Origin of the sequence: Corynebacterium heidelbergense (assembly GCF_028609845.1) — a bacterium.
Taxonomy (GTDB): domain Bacteria; phylum Actinomycetota; class Actinomycetes; order Mycobacteriales; family Mycobacteriaceae; genus Corynebacterium; species Corynebacterium heidelbergense.
Window position 1 is genome coordinate 1,695,684 of the sequence record NZ_CP063191.1, and the last position, 19,929, is coordinate 1,715,612.

A 19,929-nucleotide genomic window follows, 5' to 3' on the forward strand; every position below is an offset into this window, starting at 1 on the left:
GCTTGCCGCCCTCTCCCTCCCGGAGATGGTGGGAAGTCACAGACCTAACCCGGCTCGCAAAGGTGGCGAGTCGGGTTTTCGCGTCTGCGCCGGTCGGATCAAGCTGGGGCCCGGATGTGGTGTGGTGGCGGCGGAACCGGCTTGGCTTGCACTCCGATTGACCGCCCGGTCCCCCCTAGGGCTCTACCACCGGTCGGAGGTTTCGATGCGGATTCCCGCCTCGGCCATCTCCGCAAGCGCCTGAGCCCCGCCCTCCTCGCTCACCGGGGCACACAGATCCTCCAGCACGGTCACATCGAATCCCGCCCGCGCCGCATCCAGAGCCGTCGCTTTCACGCAGTAGTCCGTCGCGATACCCACCACTGCCAGTTGTTGGATCCCGCGGCGCCGGAGCCACGCTTCTAAACGCACCTCTGCGTCCTCGGCCGCATGCCCCTCAAAGCCGGAATAGGCTGCCGTGTACTCGCCCTTGCGGAACCACTCCTGGATCGCGCCCGCGTCCAACTCCGGGTGTGGCTCTGCTCCCGTAGCCCCGGCCAAGCAGTGCACCGGCCACGTCTCCCGGTAGTCCGGATCCTGCCCCTCGGGGGCAAAGTGCCCGGCCGGGTCGATGTGCCAGTCCTGGGTTCCGATGACGGTCTCGCCGCCGTTCCTGGCGTCCCGAATAAATGGCGTAATGCGACGTGCCGCATCCGCCCCCGTTGCGGTGGCCAGGGAACCAGAGACGAAATCATTTTGGACGTCCACAACCACCACGGCGCGCGTCGAAGCCTGCCCAGGTCGGGCACCTGCGCGGCCGCTGGTCATGCCAGCTTCCACTCGTCCAGGCCCTCGTAGAGCGGGAAGTCCTTCGCCACCTTGGCCACCCGGGCCCGCAGACCATCAACGTCGGCGTTCTTTCCACCGGCCAGCGCTGTGGCGATGACGTCCGCAACCTCCGTGAAGGCAGCGGCATCCAGGCCCCGGGAGGCCAGGGCGGACGTGCCAATGCGCAGGCCGGAGGTAACCATCGGCGGGCGCGGATCGAAGGGCACCGCATTGCGGTTGACGGTGATGCCCACCTCGTGCAGCAGGTCCTCGGCCTCCTGACCGTTCATCTCCGAGTTCCGCAGATCCGCCAGGACCAGGTGAACATCGGTGCCGCCGGTGAGAACCTCCACGCCTGCGTCCTTAGCATCGGAGTTGGTCAGCCGCTCCGCCAAGATCTTCGCCCCCTCCAAGGTGCGCTCCTGGCGGTCCCGGAACTCCGGGGTTTGGGCGATCTTCATCGCCACGGCCTTCGCCGCCACCGCGTGCATGAGCGGCCCGCCCTGCTGGCCCGGGAAGACCGCTGAGTTCAGCTTCTTGGCCCACTCCTGCTTGGCCAGGATCATGCCGGAGCGAGGGCCGCCCAGGGTCTTGTGGACGGTCGTGGAAACCACGTCCGCATGCGGAACCGGGCTGGGGTGCACCCCAGCAGCTACGAGACCGGCGAAGTGGGCCATGTCCACCCACAGCTTGGCACCGACCTCGCGAGCGATGTCGGCGAAAGCCGCAAAGTCCTGGTGCCGGGGATATGCCGACCAGCCAGCGATGAGCACGGTGGGCTTTTCCCGCTTGGCCTGCTCGCGGATGACGTCCATGTTGAGGCGCATCGTCTGCGGGTCCACCTCGTAGGCGGCGACCTCATAGAGCTTGCCGGAGAAGTTGAGGTGCATGCCGTGGGTCAGGTGACCACCGTGCGCCAGGGAAAGGCCCATGATCTTGTCCCCCGGATTGGCGAGAGCCATGAGCACCGCAGCGTTAGCCTGAGCACCCGCGTGGGGCTGCACGTTGGCGAACTCCGCGCCGAAGACTTCCTTCGCGCGAGACCGGGCCAGATCTTCCACGACATCCACGTGCTCACAACCGCCGTAGTAGCGGCGACCGGGGTAACCCTCGGCGTACTTGTTAGTCAGCACGGAACCCTGGGCTTGCAGCACCGCGCGGGGAACGAAATTCTCCGACGCGATCATCTCCAAGGTATCCCGCTGGCGGCCCAGCTCCCCGGCGATGGCCTCCGCCACCTCCGGGTCGAGCTCGGCAAGGGGGGTGTTGTGCTGAGAGACAGTAGACATACGGCGGTTGAGGGCCTTTCTTTCCGGAGTTCGGCGATGGGCGGCTGAGGAGATGCGCTCCCGCCACCCGGGGCGACACGTTGCCGGGGTGGCACACAGTGTGGGGCTTCACGGAACCCGCCGGTATCGGCGCTTCCACCGGCGGCATCGCAACGCCTAGCCATTATACCGGCACCATGTGGCCCACGGATTTACCAGCAAAATTTCAGGTCTGGCCAACCGACCGGGCACAATGGTTCGCATGAGTCCGCGCAAGGCCGACCGCGCCGAAGTCAGCCCCTATGTTGAGCTGCACCGCTCGCAGTGGCGGAGCCTGCGCAAATCCATGCCCCAGGTGCTCAACGACAACGAGCTAGAGCAACTCCGCGGTATCGGCGACGAAATCGATCTGGACGAGGTCAGCGAGGTGTACCTCCCCCTCTCCCGCCTCATCAATCTCCGCGTGGAGGCCCACCGCCAGCTCAACCGTGTCACGGAAACCTTCCTAGGTGAACCGATCCCCCAGATCCCCTACATCATTGGGGTGTGCGGTTCCGTGGCCGTGGGCAAGTCCACCACCGCCCGTGTCCTCCAAGTGCTGCTCCAGCGCTGGGAATCCAGCCCTCGGGTGGATCTGGTCACAACGGACGGCTTCCTTCTTCCCACTGCAGAACTTTCCGCCCGTCGCCTTCTCCACCGCAAGGGGTTCCCGGAGTCCTACGACCAGGCTGCGTTGTTGCGGTTCGTCACCCGCGTCAAATCCGGGACCCCCAAGGTGACCGCCCCGGTGTATTCCCACGAGGCCTACGACCGCATCCCCGGGGAAGTGGTCACCGTGGACCGACCGGACATCCTCATTGTGGAGGGCCTGAATGTGCTCCAAACGGGGCCCACGCTGATGGTCTCCGACCTTTTCGACTTCTCCGTTTACGTCGACGCACACAAAGACAACATCGAGGATTGGTACATCAACCGCTTCCTCAAACTGAAGAACACTGCCTTTCAGGACCCCGAGGCACACTTCCACCACTTCGCCCGCCTCACCGACGCGGAAGCCACGTCCGTGGCCCGCGAAATTTGGCAGACGGTGAACCTGCCCAACCTGGAAGAAAACATCTTGCCCACGCGAGTTCGTGCCTCGCTGGTGCTGCGCAAGGGTGCTGACCACGCGGTGCAGAGCATCAGGATGCGCAAGATCTAACGCTCGGAGATCGGGCACGCATCGGCCGGGGGTTTAGCGCCCGAAGCGGCGGTGGCGCTTCGAGAAATCCCGCAGCGCTCGGAGGAAGTCAACCCGCCGGAACGCCGGCCAATACGTATCCGTGAACCAGATCTCCGAGTATGCCGACTGCCACAGCAGGAAGCCCGACAACCGCTGTTCCCCGGACGTACGGATGACCAGATCCGGGTCCGGTTGGCCCTTGGTGTAGAGGTGATTGCCGAGTTTGTCTGCGGTGATCGCATCAGCAATGCCATTGGCGGGAGTGCCCTCCGCAATGAGTTGGCGCACCATGGCCCGCACGGCATCCACGATCTCCTGCCGCCCGCCGTACCCCACGGCCACGTTCACCTGAACTCCGGAATGCCCAGAGGTGCGCTGTTCGTTATCCCGCAGCCGCTGTTGCAGCCCCTCAGGCAGTAGCTCCAGGTGCCCCACAGTGCGCACCCGAAACCCGGCCTTCGCCGCGGCAAGTTCATCGGCCACATCTCCGATGATGTCGCACAGCAGCGCGAGTTCGTCCGGGCTGCGTTCCAAGTTTTCGGTGGACAGTAGGTAGACCGTGACGGTGTCAATCCCCAGCTCGTCGCACCAGTTGCACATCTCCGCAATCTTGCGGGCACCCACCCGGTGCCCGTGGGATACGTCCGCGAAGCCGTTCTCTCGTGCCCAACGGCGGTTGCCATCGGCCATGATGGCGATATGCCGCGGGCGCTGCTCAGGCGGCAGGGAGCGAGCCAGCCTGGCTTCGTAGAGCGGGTACAGCCACCCCGGGACGTTTTTCACGCTCACCGATCCTAGTTATCGGTCCTGGGGTTGCCGGATCCCTCGCTGGGAGCTTCCTGTTCCCCCAATGGCTTGTGGCCGGGCGCCGCGCCCGGGTCCCCCACCGAGCCCGTGCGCCCCGCTGATTCCTTCCCGCCCGTCGCCGACAAACCCTCCACGCGCCGCTGAGCCTCTTGGGCGCGCTCGGCATCGATGGCGTCCGCACCGGTTTTGATACCGGAAGAGGGCAGGAACCGATCATCGGTGACGGGCACCTCGGTACGGGCAAACATCGATCCGCGCGGTGCAACATCGCTGAAGCCCTCCGCGCGCATCGCCGCCTCCAGCCGCTGCGTATCGAACAGATCGATCCCGTGCATGTCGGCGAACGCGCGGCGCCGCTCCAACCGCCGGATGCGCTTGTTCATCGCAAACCCGATGAACAGCACCACCACCAGGAGCGCCAAAATGACCAGCAGGCCCACCGGCGCGGCCTTGCCGAACTCCGGGCCGCGCAGTCCCGTGTCTGGCGTGGGCCCGCCTTCGGCTGCCAGCACGTTGACGGCGGCATTGTAGGCGGAGGGGACGATGTTCACTTCTGCTCCTCGGGGTAGGTGTGCGGGCGGGGGGACGCTTCGACTCCACAACGGGCCTGCGCTATCCCATCCCAGGAATCGGGAATACCGTAGAAGAGCTCGCTCTCCAGCCCCTCATCCGGGGCCGAGACCGGCACCCGCGACTGGGCCAGCTCGTATTCCTCGGTGGGCCACACTTCCGCTTCTGTGTCCACATCTACCGCAAAGAAGGGCCCATCGGGGTCGATCTGCGTGGCATGCGCTCGCAACGCCGCGTAACGCCGGGGCAGCCACTGCGCCACCGGCACCCGGGTAGTCACTCGGGGGTAGACATCGGGCATCCGCCGGAAGAACTCCAGCAGCTCCAGGGCCTTCTTCGTCTGAGGGTCCTCCACCTGCGGGTCCCGCCGCTCCATCTGGTCGGCGAGGGCCTGGAATTTCGGCCGCACGAAGCCGTGACTGTAGTACAGCTTCGCCGCCGCCCACGGCTCGCCAAGCTCTGGGGCGTACTGCGGGTCTGCGGCTTGGGCCCACGCGCGGATGGATACTTTATGGACCATGATGTGGTCCGGGTGGGGGTATCCCCCGTTTTCGTCGTAGGTGATGATGACGTGGGGTTGGTAGTCGCGGATCTCGCGCACCACTTTCTCCACTACTTCATCTTCGTCGGCCAGTGCGAAGCAACCCTCAGGCAGCGCAGGCGGGGGATCCCCTTGAGGCAGGCCGGAATCGTGATAGCCCAGCCAGGTGTGTTCAATCCCGAGGATTTCCGCAGCGTGAGCCATCTCCCGGCGCCGGATCGCCACCATGTTCTCCACCACGCCGGGCTTATCCATCAAGGGGTTAAGGATGTCCCCACGCTCGCCGCCGGTGCAGGTCAGGACGCGCACCCGGTGGCCTTCATCCACATAACGAGCCATTGTGGCCGCGCCCTTGCTGGATTCGTCGTCGGGGTGGGCGTGGATCGCCAGTACCCGGAAGGGCCCGGGCGTGGGTGGGTGGGCCTTGCTGTCTGCCACAGAACTTCCCTTCCGTTGAGTGCCCCGTCCGCGCCGAGGATGGGGGCGTGGGGTCGCTCATTGCTGCAATTCCCACCTAACTTACTCGGGGCTCACCTGGGGAATCCAACCACCCCGGGCGCGCTAGGATGGGTCTCATCATGAGTGAACATCCCCGCGCCGATCGGCCCGCTAGCTCCCCCGACTCCCCCGGCGGTTCCGCCGACCAGCGTCGCGGTGATCTCTCCGGGACCGCCGCCGAGGCGCCTGGGACGCAACCGGTGGATCGTTCTCCGCAGAGTCGGCTCGTGGACCGTTACGGGGCAACTCGGCGGAATAAGTTCACCGGACGGGTAGTGGTGATCGTTCTGGTCTTGCTCATGCTGACTGCCGGGATTTATATCGTGCGGCAGGTGATGCATTCGTCGGCGGCCCCGGTGCAGGCGGTGCAATCGGGGGGGCGGATCGTCTCCGACGACCGACTGCAGATGCGAGTGGACGTGACCCGTGACGATCCGAATGCCGCGTCATACTGCATCGTCAAGGCGCTGGACTACGACAAGAATGAGGTCGGTCGCCGTGGTTTTGTTGTCCCTGCCGGCGGCCCGAAGACCGCCCGCATGATGGTGGATGTGCAGACTACCTCGCGTGGTTATGCAGGTGCGGTCTACGGGTGTTCGGATAAGGTTCCCGATTTCTTGACGCCCAGGGCCTAGCGCCCGTCGGCCTCCCCCCCAGGTGCTAGACTTGCCGGGTTAGCTCCCCGGACCGAGGAGGGTCGAAAAAACACTTATGCCTGATAACCACACTAATTGGCTCACTCAGGAATCCTACGATCGGCTTAACGCTGAGTTGGTTGGACTGAAGGAGAACCGTCCCGTCCTGGCCGCAGAGATCAACGAGCGCCGCGAGGAGGGGGACCTCAAAGAAAACGGCGGGTACCACGCCGCCCGTGAGCAGCAGGGCCAGGAAGAAGCTCGTATCGCCTACCTGGAGGAGCTGCTGGACAACGCGACCATCGGCGAGGCCCCGCAGGAAAGCGGCGTTGCGCTCGTCGGTTCCGTGATCCACGTGTACTACGACGGTGACGAAGACGACAAGGAAACCTTCCTCATCGGAACGCGTGGCACCGAGTCCTCCAACCCCGATCTGGAGACGTACTCCACCGACGCTCCCCTGGGGGCCGCGATTGTCGGCGCCAAGGAGGGTGAGACCCGTGAGTACCAGACACCCAACGGGGCCACGGTGAAGGTGACGATCGTTAAAGCGGAGCCGTACAACCCGGACCTGGACCGGCCACGCGACTAAGACCGCGTCCTAGCAAGGGGCTCTAGCGGAGACCCGGAACGCCCGGCGTTCCACAGCCTTCTCCCGCTAGGGCCCCTTTTGGCATGCCGGGGTACGAATTGGCGCCGGGTGGATCCGCGGGGTGAAGTTGCCATGGTGCTCTGATTCTATATTTTTAGTATTCTAGATTTATGGAACACCGGCACTCACCACACCGCGATAGCCGTAGCAAAGGGTCTGCACCAGCGACGGACGGTACGTCCATCGAATTCGCGGAGATGAAAGACAGGCTCCGCGCAGCCGAAGAACGCATAACACGTCTGGAAAGCCTCGTTGCCCACGAAGTCGGCGGCGAGCAAACTTCCCAGCCACCACTACCACGGCCAAGCACAGCTTCCCAGTCCAGCCAACGCGGAAACTCCGATCACCCCGCCACCCAGCCGGGCGAGATTACTTGGCTTGTCGACCAGCTCCCGGACCATGTATCCGAAGCCGAGGCCCCGGAGGGCAGCGTCATCTTCGCTGGTTCGGTACGGGCAGGTTCCCCCGGTGGACGCGTCATTTATCAGTGGCACCGGCCCAGCCACGCCCTCACCGACTCATCCTGGGATACCAAAATCGAACGGTTGCAGGCCATAGCGAACCCTGTTCGGGGGTGCATTCTCCGCAGACTAGCTGCTGCTGAGGCCACCATTGCGCAGTTGATAGAGGAGGGCGTTGTCAGCTCCACAGGCACCGCCTATCACCACCTCAACGCATTGGCGGCGGCCGGATGGGTGAACAAGAAGGGCGAAGGCGTCTATGCGCTCCGAGCAGCCCGGATTGTCCCCCTGCTCGTCATCATGGCAGCCGCCGAGAATCACTAGCACTCCAACGACGACGCCTAATAGACCAGCCGGAAGGAAAACCATGACCATATCCCAGTTCAAGACCCGTCGATTAATTCCACTCGCGACCGCTTTGCTCCTCGCGCTCGCCGTACTCGCCGCCTGCCTCTGGTTCGGGCCGCGTCCGGTGGCGTTGGCGTCCCAAAACACCGGAGATCCGAGACTGGCGACGATGCTGCGAGAACACGCCCAGAAGGGACACAACGAGCTTGCAGCTTTTGGAATTCGGGGCAACCGAACGACGTTTGCGGGGGTCGGAGCCGACGCCCACACCGAGGTGGAAATTGGCTCCCTGACCAAGATGTTTACCGCAGAACTTCTCCGGAACCAGATTGCGGAAGGAACGGTCCGGTTATCCACGCGAGTGGGGGAGATCCATCCGCTCAACGCGCAAATGGACTCAGTGACGCTGGAAGAACTCGCGAGGCATAGGTCGGGCCTACCCCGCATTCCGCAGGGCGACACTCTGCGGCTGCTGACGTCCGCAGTCACGTATGACAACCCCTACGGGCAGCTGGGACGGGATGAGATCTTCCGGGAGGTTGCAAGAGCCCCGCTGACGGGGCGAGGCGAGGAGCACTATTCCAACTTGGGTTACGCCCTGCTGGGCCAACTGCTGGCGGAAAAGGCTGGGATGACGTGGGAGGAGCTCGTTCACCGCGACATCTTGAACCCACTGCACATGCGAGAGACGTACGTGGCCACGGAACCACTGCGCCAGGGGGCTCCGCGGGGAATGACCACGGGGGGCTTGCAAGCACAGCCATGGGCACTTGGCGGGATTGCCCCGGCGGGCGGATTGAGATCCACGGCGGCGGATATGGCTATCTTTGCCAGACACTCGCTAGAGCTCGGCAGGGCTGCGCAGGTCTCTGAGGCCGGTGGAGATAACGATAAACCGCTGCTGGGGTGGGTGGACGGAGGGGACTACTGGTGGCACAACGGCGGAACCTCCGGTTACTCCTCCATGCTGATTATCGATCCCCGCCGCCAAGAGGCGAGTTACGTGAGCGCCAACACCTCGGAGCGGGTGGAAGACATCGCCGCCGCCATTCTGGGAAGGACCTTCAAATGAGTATCGTCGCACTTACCTGGGCTTTGATCGGCATAGCGTTAATGTCCGAGTTGGCTCTTGCAGCCCGGGGAATCGCGCGGCTGCGGAGGAACGCCATATCGCGGCGCGATCAGACGGGCGGGCTCACTGGGAGGCGCCAGAAGATGGGGCAGGCACCGCAGGGTGACACGTCCGTGGCAGCCGTAAGCATCGCTGCGACATTGGGGTTATTCGGTTGGGTGCTGGTCAACGCGGCGCTGGCGTTTCTGGCCGGTCGGCACGTCGCCGTGGGGTGGAATACCCTTGCTCCGATCTGGCTATGGTGGATCATCGCTGTAGGGCTGGCGGTCAATGTGGGTGTTGTGAGCTACACAGCAATGGACCGGAGCCACACTTAGCTCCGGTCCGGGGTGCTGCCCGGACGCGATGATTGCCGTGGGCGGGCAGCGGTTATTGCGCTTTCGCTAATTGCGCATGTAGCTCAGCAGCCGCAGGATCTCGGTGTACATCCACACCAGCGTGACGGCTAGGCCGAGTGCAACGCCCCAGGCCATCTTGGACGGGGCACCGGCACGGACCAGCTTGTCCGCCTGGTCGAAGTCCAGCAGGAAGCTCAGGGCACCAAGGCCGATGCAGACAAGACTGAACAGCCAAGCCACCGGTCCACCATCACGCAGCGGGCCAGCGCTACCCGCGACCAGCCCGAAGATGAGGTTGCCCAGGACGAGAACGAGAACGCCGATCAGGGCCCCAACCATGAACCGAGTGAACTTGGGGGTCACCCGAATCGCCCCGGTCTTGTACACAAACAGCATCCCGAGGAACACGCCGATGGTGCCGAGAACAGCCTGGGCGATTAGCGAACCCGCGTCCTGCCCCTGAACGCTCAGCCCAGCGACCATGAAGCTGAAGCCACCGACAAAAAGACCCTCGAAGGCGGCGTAAATGAGGGTGACGGCAGCCGAGTCGTACTTTCGCCCGAACGATGAGACAAGAACCGCAATGAGGCCGCCGATGGCACCCACGGCGGTCAGGAGCATGCCGATACCGGACGTCGCGGGAGATGCGCACAGGAAGTAGTTGACGATCGCTCCGACGATGATCACCGCCAGGGTGATGCCAGTCTTCGTGACCACATCATCCACCGTGATTGGACGGTCGCTAGCCCCGGCCTGGCCGTAATTGGCGGCCCCGGGCATTCCTTGGTGTGCGGCAGCCGTGGCCACCCCACCCTGCATGGAACCGTACTGTCCACCGGGCTGGGCGTAAGGGTTAGTCGGCGCCTTATTCCCGGCAGTGAATGGGTTGCCCTGGTTTTGCGTGCCACGACCAACCATGGAACTCATGAACGGATTAGAACTCTTCATTTTTTGATGCATCTCCAACATCGATTGGGGAAAGGCCCGGAGGTTCCCGCATTGCCGCGCCCTCTTCTTGGCCACGACCCTAGTCTGAAACTTCCCGGGGAGCGTGCTGGGTCCTCTGACGCTCAACGCTTCACGCTTCTTCTCGTCAACGGTCTCATCCTGGGAAATGTTCCCAGAACGACTTTCGATCCCCCATCCCTCCCCATGAGCAGCTGCTTTCCGTTAGTATTCAAAACTATGACGCACACTAGTGGCACCAGTAACCGCACCTTCAAAAGGTTGACCTGCGGTCCCCTGCCGGAGCAGCTCGCCGCCGAGTTAAGAGAGCTTTCCGCAAACGCCCGCAACGGGTCGCTGACCGCCGATGCGGCAAAGCTTGAGGTGGAGGGCCCCTTCACCGGTGAGACGGTTGGCTGGGTCGGAGCGGGGACGGAAGCAGACGTTGAGCAGGCCTTTGCCCGTGCACGGCGCGCCCAGCGCTCCTGGGAGAACGTTCCCTTGACTGAGCGCAAAGCCATCTTTCTTCGCTTCCACGATGCCGTTCTACGCAACCGGGACCTACTCATTGACCTCGTTCAACTAGAGACTGGCAAAAACCGAGCCTCGGCCTTTGACGAAGTGATGGATGTTGCCAACAACGCGCGGTACTACGCGCAACGAGTAGCCCGTCTACTCAAGCCGAAGAAGCGCCGCTCTGCTCTACCGATTCTGTCGAAGTCCATCGAGTATCACCAGCCGCTGGGCGTGGTTGGTCAAATCAGCCCGTGGAATTACCCCCTTACGCTGGCAATCTCGGACGCCGTTCCAGCTCTCCTCGCCGGCAATGCAGTAGTAGCCAAACCAGACTCCTCTACCCCGTTTACCGCGCTACTCGTCTTCAAGTTGCTCTACGAAGCGGGTTTGCCCCGTGAACTGGTGCAGCTCGTGACGGGTGCCGGACGGGTCGTGGGGACCGCCATCGCCGAGCGCTGCGACTTTCTCATGTTCACTGGTTCGACTAAGACGGGAAAGATCCTGGGCGAGACCGTGGGGCGTCGATTGGTTGGGTATTCCGCTGAGTTGGGGGGAAAGAACCCCCTCATCGTGACAGCGGATGCAGACCTGGACTACGCAGCCCGCGGAGTGGTCGACGCCTGTTACTCCAACTCGGGTCAGCTATGTGTCGCCATCGAACGGGTATACGTGGAAGATTCCATTTTCGATGCCTTCCTCACGGCCTTCGTAGACCGGGTGAAGGCCATGACCCTAGGTGCCGGATTCGGCTGGGAGGTTCAAATGGGCTCCCTCGCCTCTGCGGACCAACTGGATACAGTGGTGGGGTACGTGGACGACGCCGTGGCCAAGGGGGCAACGGTACTCGCAGGCGGCAAGCACCGCCCTGATCTCGGCCCCTACTTCTACGAGCCCACGGTCCTTGTGGATGTTCCGGAGGACGCCAAACTGCGGCGCGAAGAGGTTTTCGGGCCCGTTGTGTTTGTCGAGCGAGTGGAGGATCTGGACCGGGCAGTGGAGCTGGCTAATGACACGACATACGGCCTCAACGCCTCCGTGTTTGCCAAGCCCAGCACTGCACACCGGATTGCCCCGGCTATTGCTGCGGGCAGCGTATCTATCAACGATGGGTACACTGCGTCCTGGTGTGCTATCGGAAACCCCATGGGTGGCATGAAGGAATCAGGCGTATCGCACCGTCACGGCGACGATGGGCTGCTCAAATATACTGCAGCGCAAAATGTGACGGAGCAGCGGTTTATGTCTATCCGCGGGCCGGAGGCACTAGGGCGCAAGGCCTATGCCGACATCATGACCACCGCATTGAAAGCCGGAAAGGCTTTCAGAATCCTTCCCTAGCGAGCTGCTTCGGGGGTAGCCGGCGCACGCCCGCTACCTCTGGACCGGCCGAATTGTGATCTCCTCAGTCATAGACTCTTGGGAAGTCTCCAGGGCGAAGCGGACAGCCTTGGCAATTGTCTCCGGGCGGATGAACCGCTCAGCGTTGTACTCATTACCCCGGAGCGATTGAATCTCACGTTGCATGTCCGAATCCACCTTGCCCGGGTGGATACTAGAAACCCTGACTCGACCCCGCTCCTCCTCGCGCAGGCTATCGGTCAGGGCCCGAAGGGCGAATTTACTCGCAGCGTAGGGGCCGAAGCCCTCACCGGAGAAGTGCCCTGCCCCGGAGTTGATTGCGATAACACTCCCCTGGGCGCGGCGCAGGGCAGGCAGCAGGCAACGCACGAGCTCCGCGACCGAAAACAAGTTGATGCTGAAAAGCCTCTGCCATTGTTCCGGCGTGGTATCGTGCACGGGCCTATGCCCTGTGACTCCAGCGCAGGGGACCACGGCGTCTAAACGCTCGAGGGACAACTGACCCAGGATAGATTCCAGAGAATTGACCTCGGCAAGATCGGCGACGAACACCACGGCCTTGGGATGAGTGTGCCGGAGTTTTTCAGCGCTTTTCTCGCTGCTCGCAGCCAATATGAGATCGTAGTCCCCCGAGAGGTTTTCGGCGATGCTCCTTCCAATGCCGCGGGTGGCACCGGTAATCAGAACCACCTTCCGCCGAGCTGAAGGAGGTTGGGAGGATGAGGAGGGTGAGGAGGAAGTCTGTCTCGGATCGCTCATGGGCATGACGTTACCTGGGTTCACGGCACCATCTCAGCGCTCACGGGCCAAAAGCTCTCGATTCGGCTGGCACGAGAATGCTCCCAGGAGACAGGCGTTCGCCAATACCGTCAGGTGCCGACCACTAACCCACACCTCACGCGGTTGATGGCCCGATCGCGTCCTCACGTCTTCCGAGCATAGGTAACCCGAATCGACCGGATCGAACGGCCCGAACGCTAGGTCGGCAAAGGGTTCGAGGAGAACCACTGTCAGCCTGTTGCCTGTCTGCCGCGACTAGATCGGACCGAATCCCCGATGCACGTTGACATAGTGGCCTGCTGGCGTCATGCTCGAATCCGCAGCGTGGTCCGCCGTGAACACAGCGACGCGACGACCAGCTGCTCCCCGGTGAGCTTTGACTTCTTCCCGAAAAACTTAGGATCTTGCAAAAAGAACAGGGATGCGTACTACTATGACATGAAGTTAGGTTCCAAAAAGCAATGGAGCCAAACGGTAAGCCGACCCAGAGACGCCGGCAACGACCGCATCTCGGCACTTTCACGAGGAGAGTTACACATGGGACACATTCGACGGATACGATTTGCTAGCATCCTGGGCGCCGGCCTGCTCGCGATGGGAGGCATGGGGGTCGCCATGGCCCAAGGCGGCATTTCCGCCAACATGGCCCTCTCGAACACCATCTTCACCCAGCAGGTGGGATCGCTCGACGGCAAGGGGATGAAGCTTTTCGTTGACAAGGACAAGATGAAGGGTGGCGACGTCGGTATCACCCGTCTGAGATTGGATGACGCTACCATTACCGATCTTTGTATGTCTGCACCCATCAAACTCCCAGGGCTCGGTGACAAAAAATTCCAGATGGTTGTGGCCGGACCGAACACCAGTGCCCAGAACTTGGTGATCGGGGCTAAGGATCTCTCGGGGTCCATGACCCTCTACCAGCCGCGTATTGGAGTCGACGCCCAGGGCCTGTCGGAGAATGCCGTTCCAGGTTCGGCCGGAATTCAAGCGCAAGGTCTGGATGCCTCGGGGCAAACAATTCATGCCTCCTCGATCGCTGCAGACAAGTTGACCGCCGCCGGCGGTAAGATTTCCGTCCAGGAGGGCAACGGCGGTGAGTGCTAACCCCAACGCTGGGGACTCCACCGATAAGACGCGGAGTAACGCGCCGTTCGCCCCTCAGGCGAAGCGCTCTGCTCCGGGATCCCCTGAAGCTGACCAGGGCGTCTCAGCCGTAGCTGCTCGAGGACGGACGAATGGCCGAGACGGGCGCAAGTCCTCCTCAAGCAAGAGCGAACTCGACGCGACTAACCGAGGCTTTACCTCCTGGCGTCGAAAGCGTCCGTTTTCCGGTGGACTTTTGATGATCATGTCAGGCCTGATCATCCTCACCCCGGCCTACCTCACTTTCGAAGTGGCAGACATTCAGATCGCCATCTCGAGCCTGTCCGGCGTTTCCACACTCCTGATCGGAGTTTTACTGGTGGCATGTGGGTTACTCACATGGTTCAAGGCCGATGGGCGGATACTTTGGTCCATAGCTGCCCTTATCTTAGCCCTAGTATCCATGCCAACGGCGAACCTCGGAGGCTTCATCATCGGTGCGCTCCTGGGCATCATTGGAGCAGCTCTGACCCTCGCTTGGACGGAAATGCCTAAGGAGGGTCGCCGGAAGAAAAACAAAGGCAAAGGCGAGTCCAGCCACGTTGAATCGGCCTCACCTGATCAGCACGAAGTAGGACACGGACCCACCTCCGCTAAAACTGACGCTAGCTCGCCAAACGTCCGCCCAGAGCAAGGCACAGACGCTACGCGCGAAATGCGCCTGCCGACAACAGGATCAGAGTCACAAAGTACGGCCCCAGTTATGAAACGCGGCCATGCGGTAGCTATTGTCGCGTTCGTCGGAAGCCTCGGCATTCTGTCGGCGCATCATGTACCAGTGGCTCAGGCTCAACTACCACCGCTACCGGGACTTGAGAACCTCCTCCCACCAGCGAATGCGCCGCAGCCAGGAGAGCCAGGACAAGCTGCTCCAACGCAGACCAGCACTCCTCCTCCGGCCCCAACGATCCCTGGTCTGCCTCCACTGCCTTCTCTGCCCCCCCTACCCCAAATCCCCGGGTTGCCCCCAGCTGGATCGGCAGCTCCGGCAATACCTGAACTTCCTCCTCAGTTTAACGGCCTCGCCTTCCCACAGATCGCCGGTTTAGATTTCGCTCCACCTGCCCCAATACCGGGCATGACGACACCCAGCGGAACAACCTTCACCGTGCGTTCTAATAAGACAAGTCTGTTGGGCAACGTCAAGCTGTCGTACATCACTCTCGAGACACTGGCGGGCCCGAAACCAGCTATCCGAATTGACGCAGATAGGGTTGTGTTGGACAACCTCAACGTGCAGTTCCCGGGCTGGCCGAGTGGATCGCCAGACGTTTTCCAACGCTCGGGCCCAGGTGTCATCACGACATTGAACGGGAATTTCCACATAATCGTGAAGTCTCTTAAGGTCCGGCCGGAGCTGGCGGGGTTGCCGCTACCGTTTGCCATCCCGATCGACGCTAATTGGGCCCCCGAACGAATTCGGCCCGAATTGCAGAAGATCGGCGCGGGTTTGCCCGACGTGCTCTCTGAAAAGACAGTAATGCTCGACGGCGAGCTCGAGACGTACTACATCTCGGCTGATGACCTGCGCGGGCCAGCACAAACAACCTTAGGCCCCTAGCTCTACTCTTCTCGTCGCCCCTCTCGCCTCGTAAGCCTCGCTAACTTGGCAGAGGGGTTTCTTCGTGAGGGTGCGAGCCCAACCCGGCTCGAACCGGGGGCACCCGAAAGAATCTCGGAATGGTGCCCCCATCGACCTGCCCTGGCCGCGAGCCCCAGGCGATCTCTTTTCCCGGGGGATGCGGCATCGCAGATCGGTTTGCGGGGCTGGTAGTGCGTCCACCTCACGGACGCACACCGCGGAGGGGCCGGGCGATTATTTGGACATTTTTCGGACTCTTTGGCTGGTTTTGACCAACTACCCGCCCTGTCTCCACTGGTCAAAGTGCCCCCAGTCGGACTCGAACCGACACTTGGCGGATTTTAAGTCCGCTGCCTCTGCCAATTGGGCTATAGGGGCCATTTCTGCGTCTCTGCAGTATACCGACCATCACAAGTTGCGGGCGATGACCTCCGCCAACATGCCGTCCAAGACGTCCTTCTCACTTACCGTGATCTGCTCCAGCCCTAGGTCCAGGAAGCGTGAGGTAAAGGCGTCCACAACAATGGCCCCTCCCCCGATCACATCGGCGCGCCCAGGGTGCATGGGACCCAACTCCAATCGCTGCTCCACCGTGCGATGCAGCAGGTCACGCGCGACCTCGCGGAACCGCTCGAGGGACACGCTGGCCATGTGAATACGGCCCGGATCATACGTGCGCATACCGGTGGCAATGGCCGTCATTGTCGTCATGGTTCCGGCAACCCCCACCACGCGATCTGCAGAGGCAAGATCCACCTTCGCCTCTACCTCCCGCAGCAAACGGGTCACATAGGCCTCGGCCTCGCTGATCTCGGCAGGCTGGGGCGGCTGCGTATGCAAGTAGCGCTCCGTCAACCGCACACACCCCATATTCGCTGAGTACGCGGCATCGACCGTGGCCTCCCCTCGCCCCGGGCCACGCACGGTCCCCACGACGAACTCCGTGGACCCGCCCCCCAGATCGATGACGCACACCCTCTCCTCCTCGTCCGGAGCCGCCAGATCAATAGTGGCCCCGGCGAAGCTCAGCTCGGCCTCCCGCTCCCCGGTAATAACCTCCGCGCAGGCCCCGGGGGCCACCTGGGAGAGGTGACGGCGCGTGATCTCGAAAAATCCCTCCCGGTTCTCCGCATCTCGAGTGGCGGACGTCGCCCCCATCATGACGTCCGTCACCCCGTAGCTGAGCATCCGCTGGGCATACACGTCCAGCGCCGAATCCACCCGCTGCAGGGCCTCCTCATGGAACCGCCCGGTGGCATCCACGCCCTGCCCGAGCCGGACGATGATGTTGTCCCGGTTGAGCTCGACCAGGTTCCCATCGTCGCCCACTTCTGCAATGAGGAGGCGAATGGAGTTGGTCCCGCAGTCAATAGCGGCGAACCTCGGGGCCTGCTGCTCCGGCCCCGCTTCTTGCACCCGCTGACTGGCTTGGTCCACGTCAAACCCCACGTTCTTCGCTCCTTCTTCCGTCATGGCCTGCGCCAACGTGATCCCCAGCTCTGCCGTGGTGGGCCAGTCCGCCGGTAACGCCGTACCCCGCAAACCGGGCTGGTGCTCTGCGGCAAGAGCCACAGCCTCCGTGCCCAGCCGAACTCGCCGCGGTCCCTCGGCCAGCGCGTAGGCCATGAGGACATGCAGGCACTTCACCCTGTCCGGCATCCCACCGCCGGAAAACTTCGTGCCCAGATCCGCAAGCGCATTGCGGGTACGTAGGTAATGTTCGTGCGCCGCCCGGTAGTCTGCGGCAAGCTGCGGGTCGGTGCCCAGTCGCCGTTCCATTGTCTTCATGACGCCACCAACCTCCAGCCGGCTCGCCTCCGCCGTCAGCCGCGGATCCGTGAGGTAGTACAGCGTCGGGAAGGGTGTGCCGTCTGGCAGTTTGGGGTGAGTCATGACTACGGCGGGTTGACCGTCTGGCGTGTAGTAGCTCACCTCCACGGCACCGCGGGGCGCCCGGCCGAGCTGCTTTTCCATGATGGCCATATCGGTATCGGTGACGGGCATGGGGGGAGGGCTCCAAAAAGTTTTCGAGGGCTGGAATGACGGCGGGCGCGCTATAGGCGAGCTACTGCTGCGGTTGATTGGGGGCGGCTGGCGCCTGGGGCGCGCCCGGTTGCCCGGCAGGCTGGGGCGCAGGCTGCCGGGCCGGAGCGTTCGGATCCGGAACCGTGGGGACCGGCAACACGTGATCCGGAGCTTTTCCCTCCCCGGTTGCGGGTTCCGGCACCGCAATGGAATCCCACAATTGCTGGTACCAGGGCCGGTGCTCCAGGGGATCCTGCCCGTCCTGCTCTTGGCCGGCGTTCGGGCTGCCGGAGGAGATCTTGGGGGACACGATGCGGAACGCCGACTCCCCCGGTTCGATCAGGCCCAACCGGGTGCGGGCCTGCTCCCGGACGTAGTCATCGTTGTTGTAGCGATTGAGCTGTTCGGTGAGCTCGTCCTTGCGCTGTTGCTGGGTCGCCAACTGGGAGTTCAGGCGGGCTAACTCGCCGCGCTGCTGAAAATAGTTGCGCAACGGGGTGGCAATGGAGATCGCGAGAAACACGACGACGAGCAGCACGGTAATGGTGGCCGCAGCATTCATTCGCTTGGGGAGCTGGATGAAGGAGCGGGCCATTCTCGCCGGGGCCTGCTGGGCCCGTTGGCGCCGGGCCTCCGCCCGCTCGAGGGAGCGGGCTCGGGGGAGGCTGCCGCGATACTGGGATTCCCCGGCTCGCGAACCACGCGCGCGCCCGGCCTTCCCGGTCATTGCGGTTCTCATGGCTCTAGACCTTACCCAAAAGAGCACCACGGACCCGGTAGGGGCTCTCGTGGTGCTCGGGGGAAAGGGCGCGTTCCCCGCGCCTCTCCGTCAAAACCAGTGGGTTCGGACCTCGATCAAGCTGTCCTGGGGGCTTAACCCTGCAAACGCGGGAAGGCGGAACGCCCGGCGTAGACGGCTGCTTCGCCGAGGTACTCCTCGATGCGCAGCAACTGGTTGTACTTGGCCACCCGCTCGGAGCGGGCCGGTGCGCCGGTCTTGATCTGGCCGCAGTTCAGTCCCACGGCGAGATCAGCGATGGTGGTGTCCTCCGTCTCCCCGGAGCGGTGGGACATCATCGTGCGGTACCCGTTGCGGTGCGCGAGGTCCACGGCATCCAGGGTCTCGGTGAGGGTACCGATCTGGTTTACCTTCACCAGCAGCGCATTGGCGGCCTTCTTCTCGATGCCCTCCTCGAGGCGGGCGGGGTTGGTCACGAAGAAGTCATCGCCCACGATCTGTACCTTGTCCCCGATGGCGGCAGTGAGGGTGGTGTATCCCTCCCAGTCGTCCTCCTGCAGGGGGTCCTCGATGGAGACGATGGGGTAGGTGGCAATGAGGTCCTCGTAGACCTTGGCCATTTCTTCAGCCGTGTGCTCGCCGCCTTCGAAGTGGTACTTGCCATCCTTAAAGAACTCGGAGGAGGCGACGTCCAGGGCCAGCGCGATGTCCTCACCGGGGGTGTAGCCGGCGGCCTTGATGGCCTCCACGATGAGGTCCAGGGCTTCCTTGGTGGAGCCGACGGAGGGGGCAAAGCCGCCCTCGTCGCCGAGGCCCGTGGACAGCCCGCGCTTCTTAATAACGGACTTCAGGCTGTGGTACACCTCGGCACCGGTACGCAGGGCTTCCGCGAAGCTCTCCGCGCCAATGGGGGCGATCATGAACTCCTGGACATCCACGCCGGAATCTGCGTGGGCCCCGCCGTTGAGGATGTTCATCATGGGCACCGGCAGGACGTGGGCGTTGGGTCCGCCGACGTAGCGGAACAGTTCCAGCTCGGCGGACTCGGCGGCAGCCTTAGCTACGGCCATGGACACGCCAAGGATGGCGTTGGCTCCCAAGCGGGCCTTGTTGGGGGTGCCGTCCAGGGCGATCATGGCCTGGTCGATGGCGCGCTGGTCGTCGGCGTCCATCCCGATCAGCTCGTCGGCGATCTCATCCTCGACGTGTTCCACGGCCTTGAGCACGCCCTTGCCCTGGTAGCGATCGCCGCCGTCGCGGAGCTCGTGGGCCTCGTGGACGCCGGTGGAGGCGCCGGAGGGGACGGCGGCGCGACCGGTGGAATCGTCGCTGAGCAGCACCTCCACCTCTACCGTGGGGTTGCCGCGGGAATCCATGATTTCGCGGGCACCGATGTGCAGGATCTCAGCCATGTGTCTTGCCTCCTCCCAGGGCGCGGACACTTTAGCCCGGCGCCACAGGGTCAATGGGTTGGAATGTTCTGTTGGCGTTCACTCGGCGGCTGGGCACCTGCTGGTCCGGACGGGGCGGGTGCCCGCAGCCATGGTCCATTGTTCCA

General features: G+C 63.2%; 19 protein-coding genes, 1 tRNA gene and 2 pseudogenes. 10 read left to right on the plus strand and 12 right to left on the minus strand.

The features are described 5' to 3' along the window. Window positions 1-183: 183 nt before the first annotated feature. Together CHEID_RS07495 and glyA are read right to left on the minus strand one after the other, a co-directional pair. The gene (locus tag CHEID_RS07495; RefSeq protein WP_112770042.1) at window positions 184-807 is read right to left on the minus strand and encodes an isochorismatase family protein; all 624 of its coding nucleotides are present in this window, start codon (window positions 805-807) and stop codon (window positions 184-186) included. Further along, window positions 804-2,096 carry a serine hydroxymethyltransferase gene (gene glyA / locus CHEID_RS07500; protein WP_112770037.1) on the minus strand — a complete coding sequence of 431 codons (1,293 nt, stop codon included), beginning with the start codon at window positions 2,094-2,096 and terminating at the stop codon, window positions 804-806. Before glyA ends, CHEID_RS07495 begins: the two co-directional genes overlap by 4 nt. A 232-nt stretch (window positions 2,097-2,328) precedes the next feature. On the opposite strand from glyA, the gene coaA reads away from it, so the two are divergent. After that, a complete protein-coding gene (gene coaA, locus CHEID_RS07505) occupies window positions 2,329-3,276 on the plus strand; it encodes a type I pantothenate kinase (RefSeq protein WP_112770036.1) in 948 nt (315 codons plus the stop codon). Window positions 3,277-3,309: 33 nt separating this feature from the next. Here the strand turns inward: coaA and CHEID_RS07510 are convergent, their stop codons facing one another. Genes CHEID_RS07510 through mca form a run of 3 tightly spaced genes read right to left on the minus strand, consistent with a single transcriptional unit; the run spans window position 3,310 to window position 5,653 of the window. Beyond that, window positions 3,310-4,080: an isoprenyl transferase gene (locus CHEID_RS07510; protein ID WP_112770041.1), complete on the minus strand. Its 771-nt coding sequence runs from the start codon at window positions 4,078-4,080 to the stop codon at window positions 3,310-3,312. Between the two features lie 11 nt (window positions 4,081-4,091). Then, window positions 4,092-4,655: a hypothetical protein gene (locus CHEID_RS07515; protein WP_238599388.1), complete on the minus strand. Its 564-nt coding sequence runs from the start codon at window positions 4,653-4,655 to the stop codon at window positions 4,092-4,094. Then, window positions 4,652-5,653 (minus strand): mycothiol conjugate amidase Mca, encoded by a 1,002-nt coding sequence (gene mca, locus CHEID_RS07520; protein ID WP_273661041.1) that lies wholly within the window; start codon window positions 5,651-5,653, stop codon window positions 4,652-4,654. Before mca ends, CHEID_RS07515 begins: the two co-directional genes overlap by 4 nt. A gap of 140 nt (window positions 5,654-5,793) precedes the next feature. Between mca and CHEID_RS07525 the strand changes: the two genes are divergently transcribed. The 5 genes from CHEID_RS07525 (at window position 5,794) to CHEID_RS07545 (ending at window position 9,258) form a co-directional block, all read left to right on the plus strand. Next, window positions 5,794-6,348, plus strand: coding sequence for a DUF4307 domain-containing protein (locus CHEID_RS07525; RefSeq protein ID WP_112770100.1), 555 nt, complete (start codon window positions 5,794-5,796; stop codon window positions 6,346-6,348). Window positions 6,349-6,424: 76 nt separating this feature from the next. Further along, a complete protein-coding gene (greA, locus tag CHEID_RS07530) occupies window positions 6,425-6,940 on the plus strand; it encodes a transcription elongation factor GreA (RefSeq protein ID WP_112770099.1) in 516 nt (171 codons plus the stop codon). A 257-nt stretch (window positions 6,941-7,197) separates the two neighbouring features. Then, entirely contained in the window at window positions 7,198-7,785 is a 588-nt protein-coding gene (locus CHEID_RS07535) for an ArsR/SmtB family transcription factor (protein WP_112770098.1), read from the plus strand. 43 nt (window positions 7,786-7,828) lie between these two features. Continuing rightward, window positions 7,829-8,881, plus strand: a complete 1,053-nt coding sequence (locus CHEID_RS07540; RefSeq protein WP_181645955.1) for a serine hydrolase domain-containing protein — start codon at window positions 7,829-7,831, stop codon at window positions 8,879-8,881. Beyond that, window positions 8,878-9,258, plus strand: a complete 381-nt coding sequence (locus CHEID_RS07545; protein WP_112770096.1) for a hypothetical protein — start codon at window positions 8,878-8,880, stop codon at window positions 9,256-9,258. The genes CHEID_RS07540 and CHEID_RS07545 overlap by 4 nt, the downstream gene beginning before the upstream one ends. A 66-nt stretch (window positions 9,259-9,324) precedes the next feature. Here CHEID_RS07545 and CHEID_RS07550 read toward each other — a convergent pair whose 3' ends face one another. Then, a complete protein-coding gene (locus CHEID_RS07550; protein WP_112770095.1) occupies window positions 9,325-10,227 on the minus strand; it encodes a Bax inhibitor-1/YccA family protein in 903 nt (300 codons plus the stop codon). 237 nt (window positions 10,228-10,464) lie between these two features. Here CHEID_RS07550 and CHEID_RS07555 point away from each other — a divergent pair, with 237 nt between their 5' ends. Next, entirely contained in the window at window positions 10,465-12,078 is a 1,614-nt protein-coding gene (locus CHEID_RS07555; protein WP_112770094.1) for a succinic semialdehyde dehydrogenase, read from the plus strand. Window positions 12,079-12,111: 33 nt separating this feature from the next. Here CHEID_RS07555 and CHEID_RS07560 read toward each other — a convergent pair whose 3' ends face one another. Further along, a complete protein-coding gene (locus CHEID_RS07560; protein WP_112770101.1) occupies window positions 12,112-12,858 on the minus strand; it encodes an SDR family oxidoreductase in 747 nt (248 codons plus the stop codon). A gap of 345 nt (window positions 12,859-13,203) precedes the next feature. On the opposite strand from CHEID_RS07560, the gene CHEID_RS07565 reads away from it, so the two are divergent. The 3 genes and pseudogenes from CHEID_RS07565 to CHEID_RS07575 all read left to right on the plus strand — a co-directional run bounded on the left by CHEID_RS07565 (window position 13,204) and on the right by CHEID_RS07575 (window position 15,586). Further along, window positions 13,204-13,986, plus strand: a complete 783-nt coding sequence (locus tag CHEID_RS07565; protein WP_337956015.1) for a DUF6230 family protein — start codon at window positions 13,204-13,206, stop codon at window positions 13,984-13,986. Window positions 13,987-14,230: 244 nt separating this feature from the next. After that, a pseudogene (locus CHEID_RS10575) lies at window positions 14,231-14,449 on the plus strand (DUF6114 domain-containing protein); the annotation flags it as partial. A 654-nt stretch (window positions 14,450-15,103) separates the two neighbouring features. Next, a complete protein-coding gene (locus CHEID_RS07575) occupies window positions 15,104-15,586 on the plus strand; it encodes a hypothetical protein (RefSeq protein ID WP_146743908.1) in 483 nt (160 codons plus the stop codon). Between the two features lie 325 nt (window positions 15,587-15,911). Here CHEID_RS07575 and CHEID_RS07580 read toward each other — a convergent pair. From CHEID_RS07580 to eno, 5 genes and pseudogenes are all read right to left on the minus strand, one after another. Further along, window positions 15,912-15,985: transfer RNA gene (locus CHEID_RS07580), tRNA-Leu, on the minus strand. 30 nt (window positions 15,986-16,015) lie between these two features. Then, on the minus strand, window positions 16,016-17,023 hold the full coding sequence (locus tag CHEID_RS10620; protein ID WP_238599414.1) for a Ppx/GppA phosphatase family protein: 1,008 nt from the start codon (window positions 17,021-17,023) through the stop codon (window positions 16,016-16,018). A 195-nt stretch (window positions 17,024-17,218) separates the two neighbouring features. Next, a pseudogene (locus CHEID_RS10625) lies at window positions 17,219-17,611 on the minus strand (DUF501 domain-containing protein); the annotation flags it as partial. 61 nt (window positions 17,612-17,672) lie between these two features. After that, entirely contained in the window at window positions 17,673-18,371 is a 699-nt protein-coding gene (locus tag CHEID_RS07595; RefSeq protein WP_112770220.1) for an FtsB family cell division protein, read from the minus strand. 134 nt (window positions 18,372-18,505) lie between these two features. Further along, window positions 18,506-19,783, minus strand: a complete 1,278-nt coding sequence (gene eno, locus CHEID_RS07600) for a phosphopyruvate hydratase (RefSeq protein WP_112770219.1) — start codon at window positions 19,781-19,783, stop codon at window positions 18,506-18,508. Window positions 19,784-19,929: the final 146 nt, after the last annotated feature.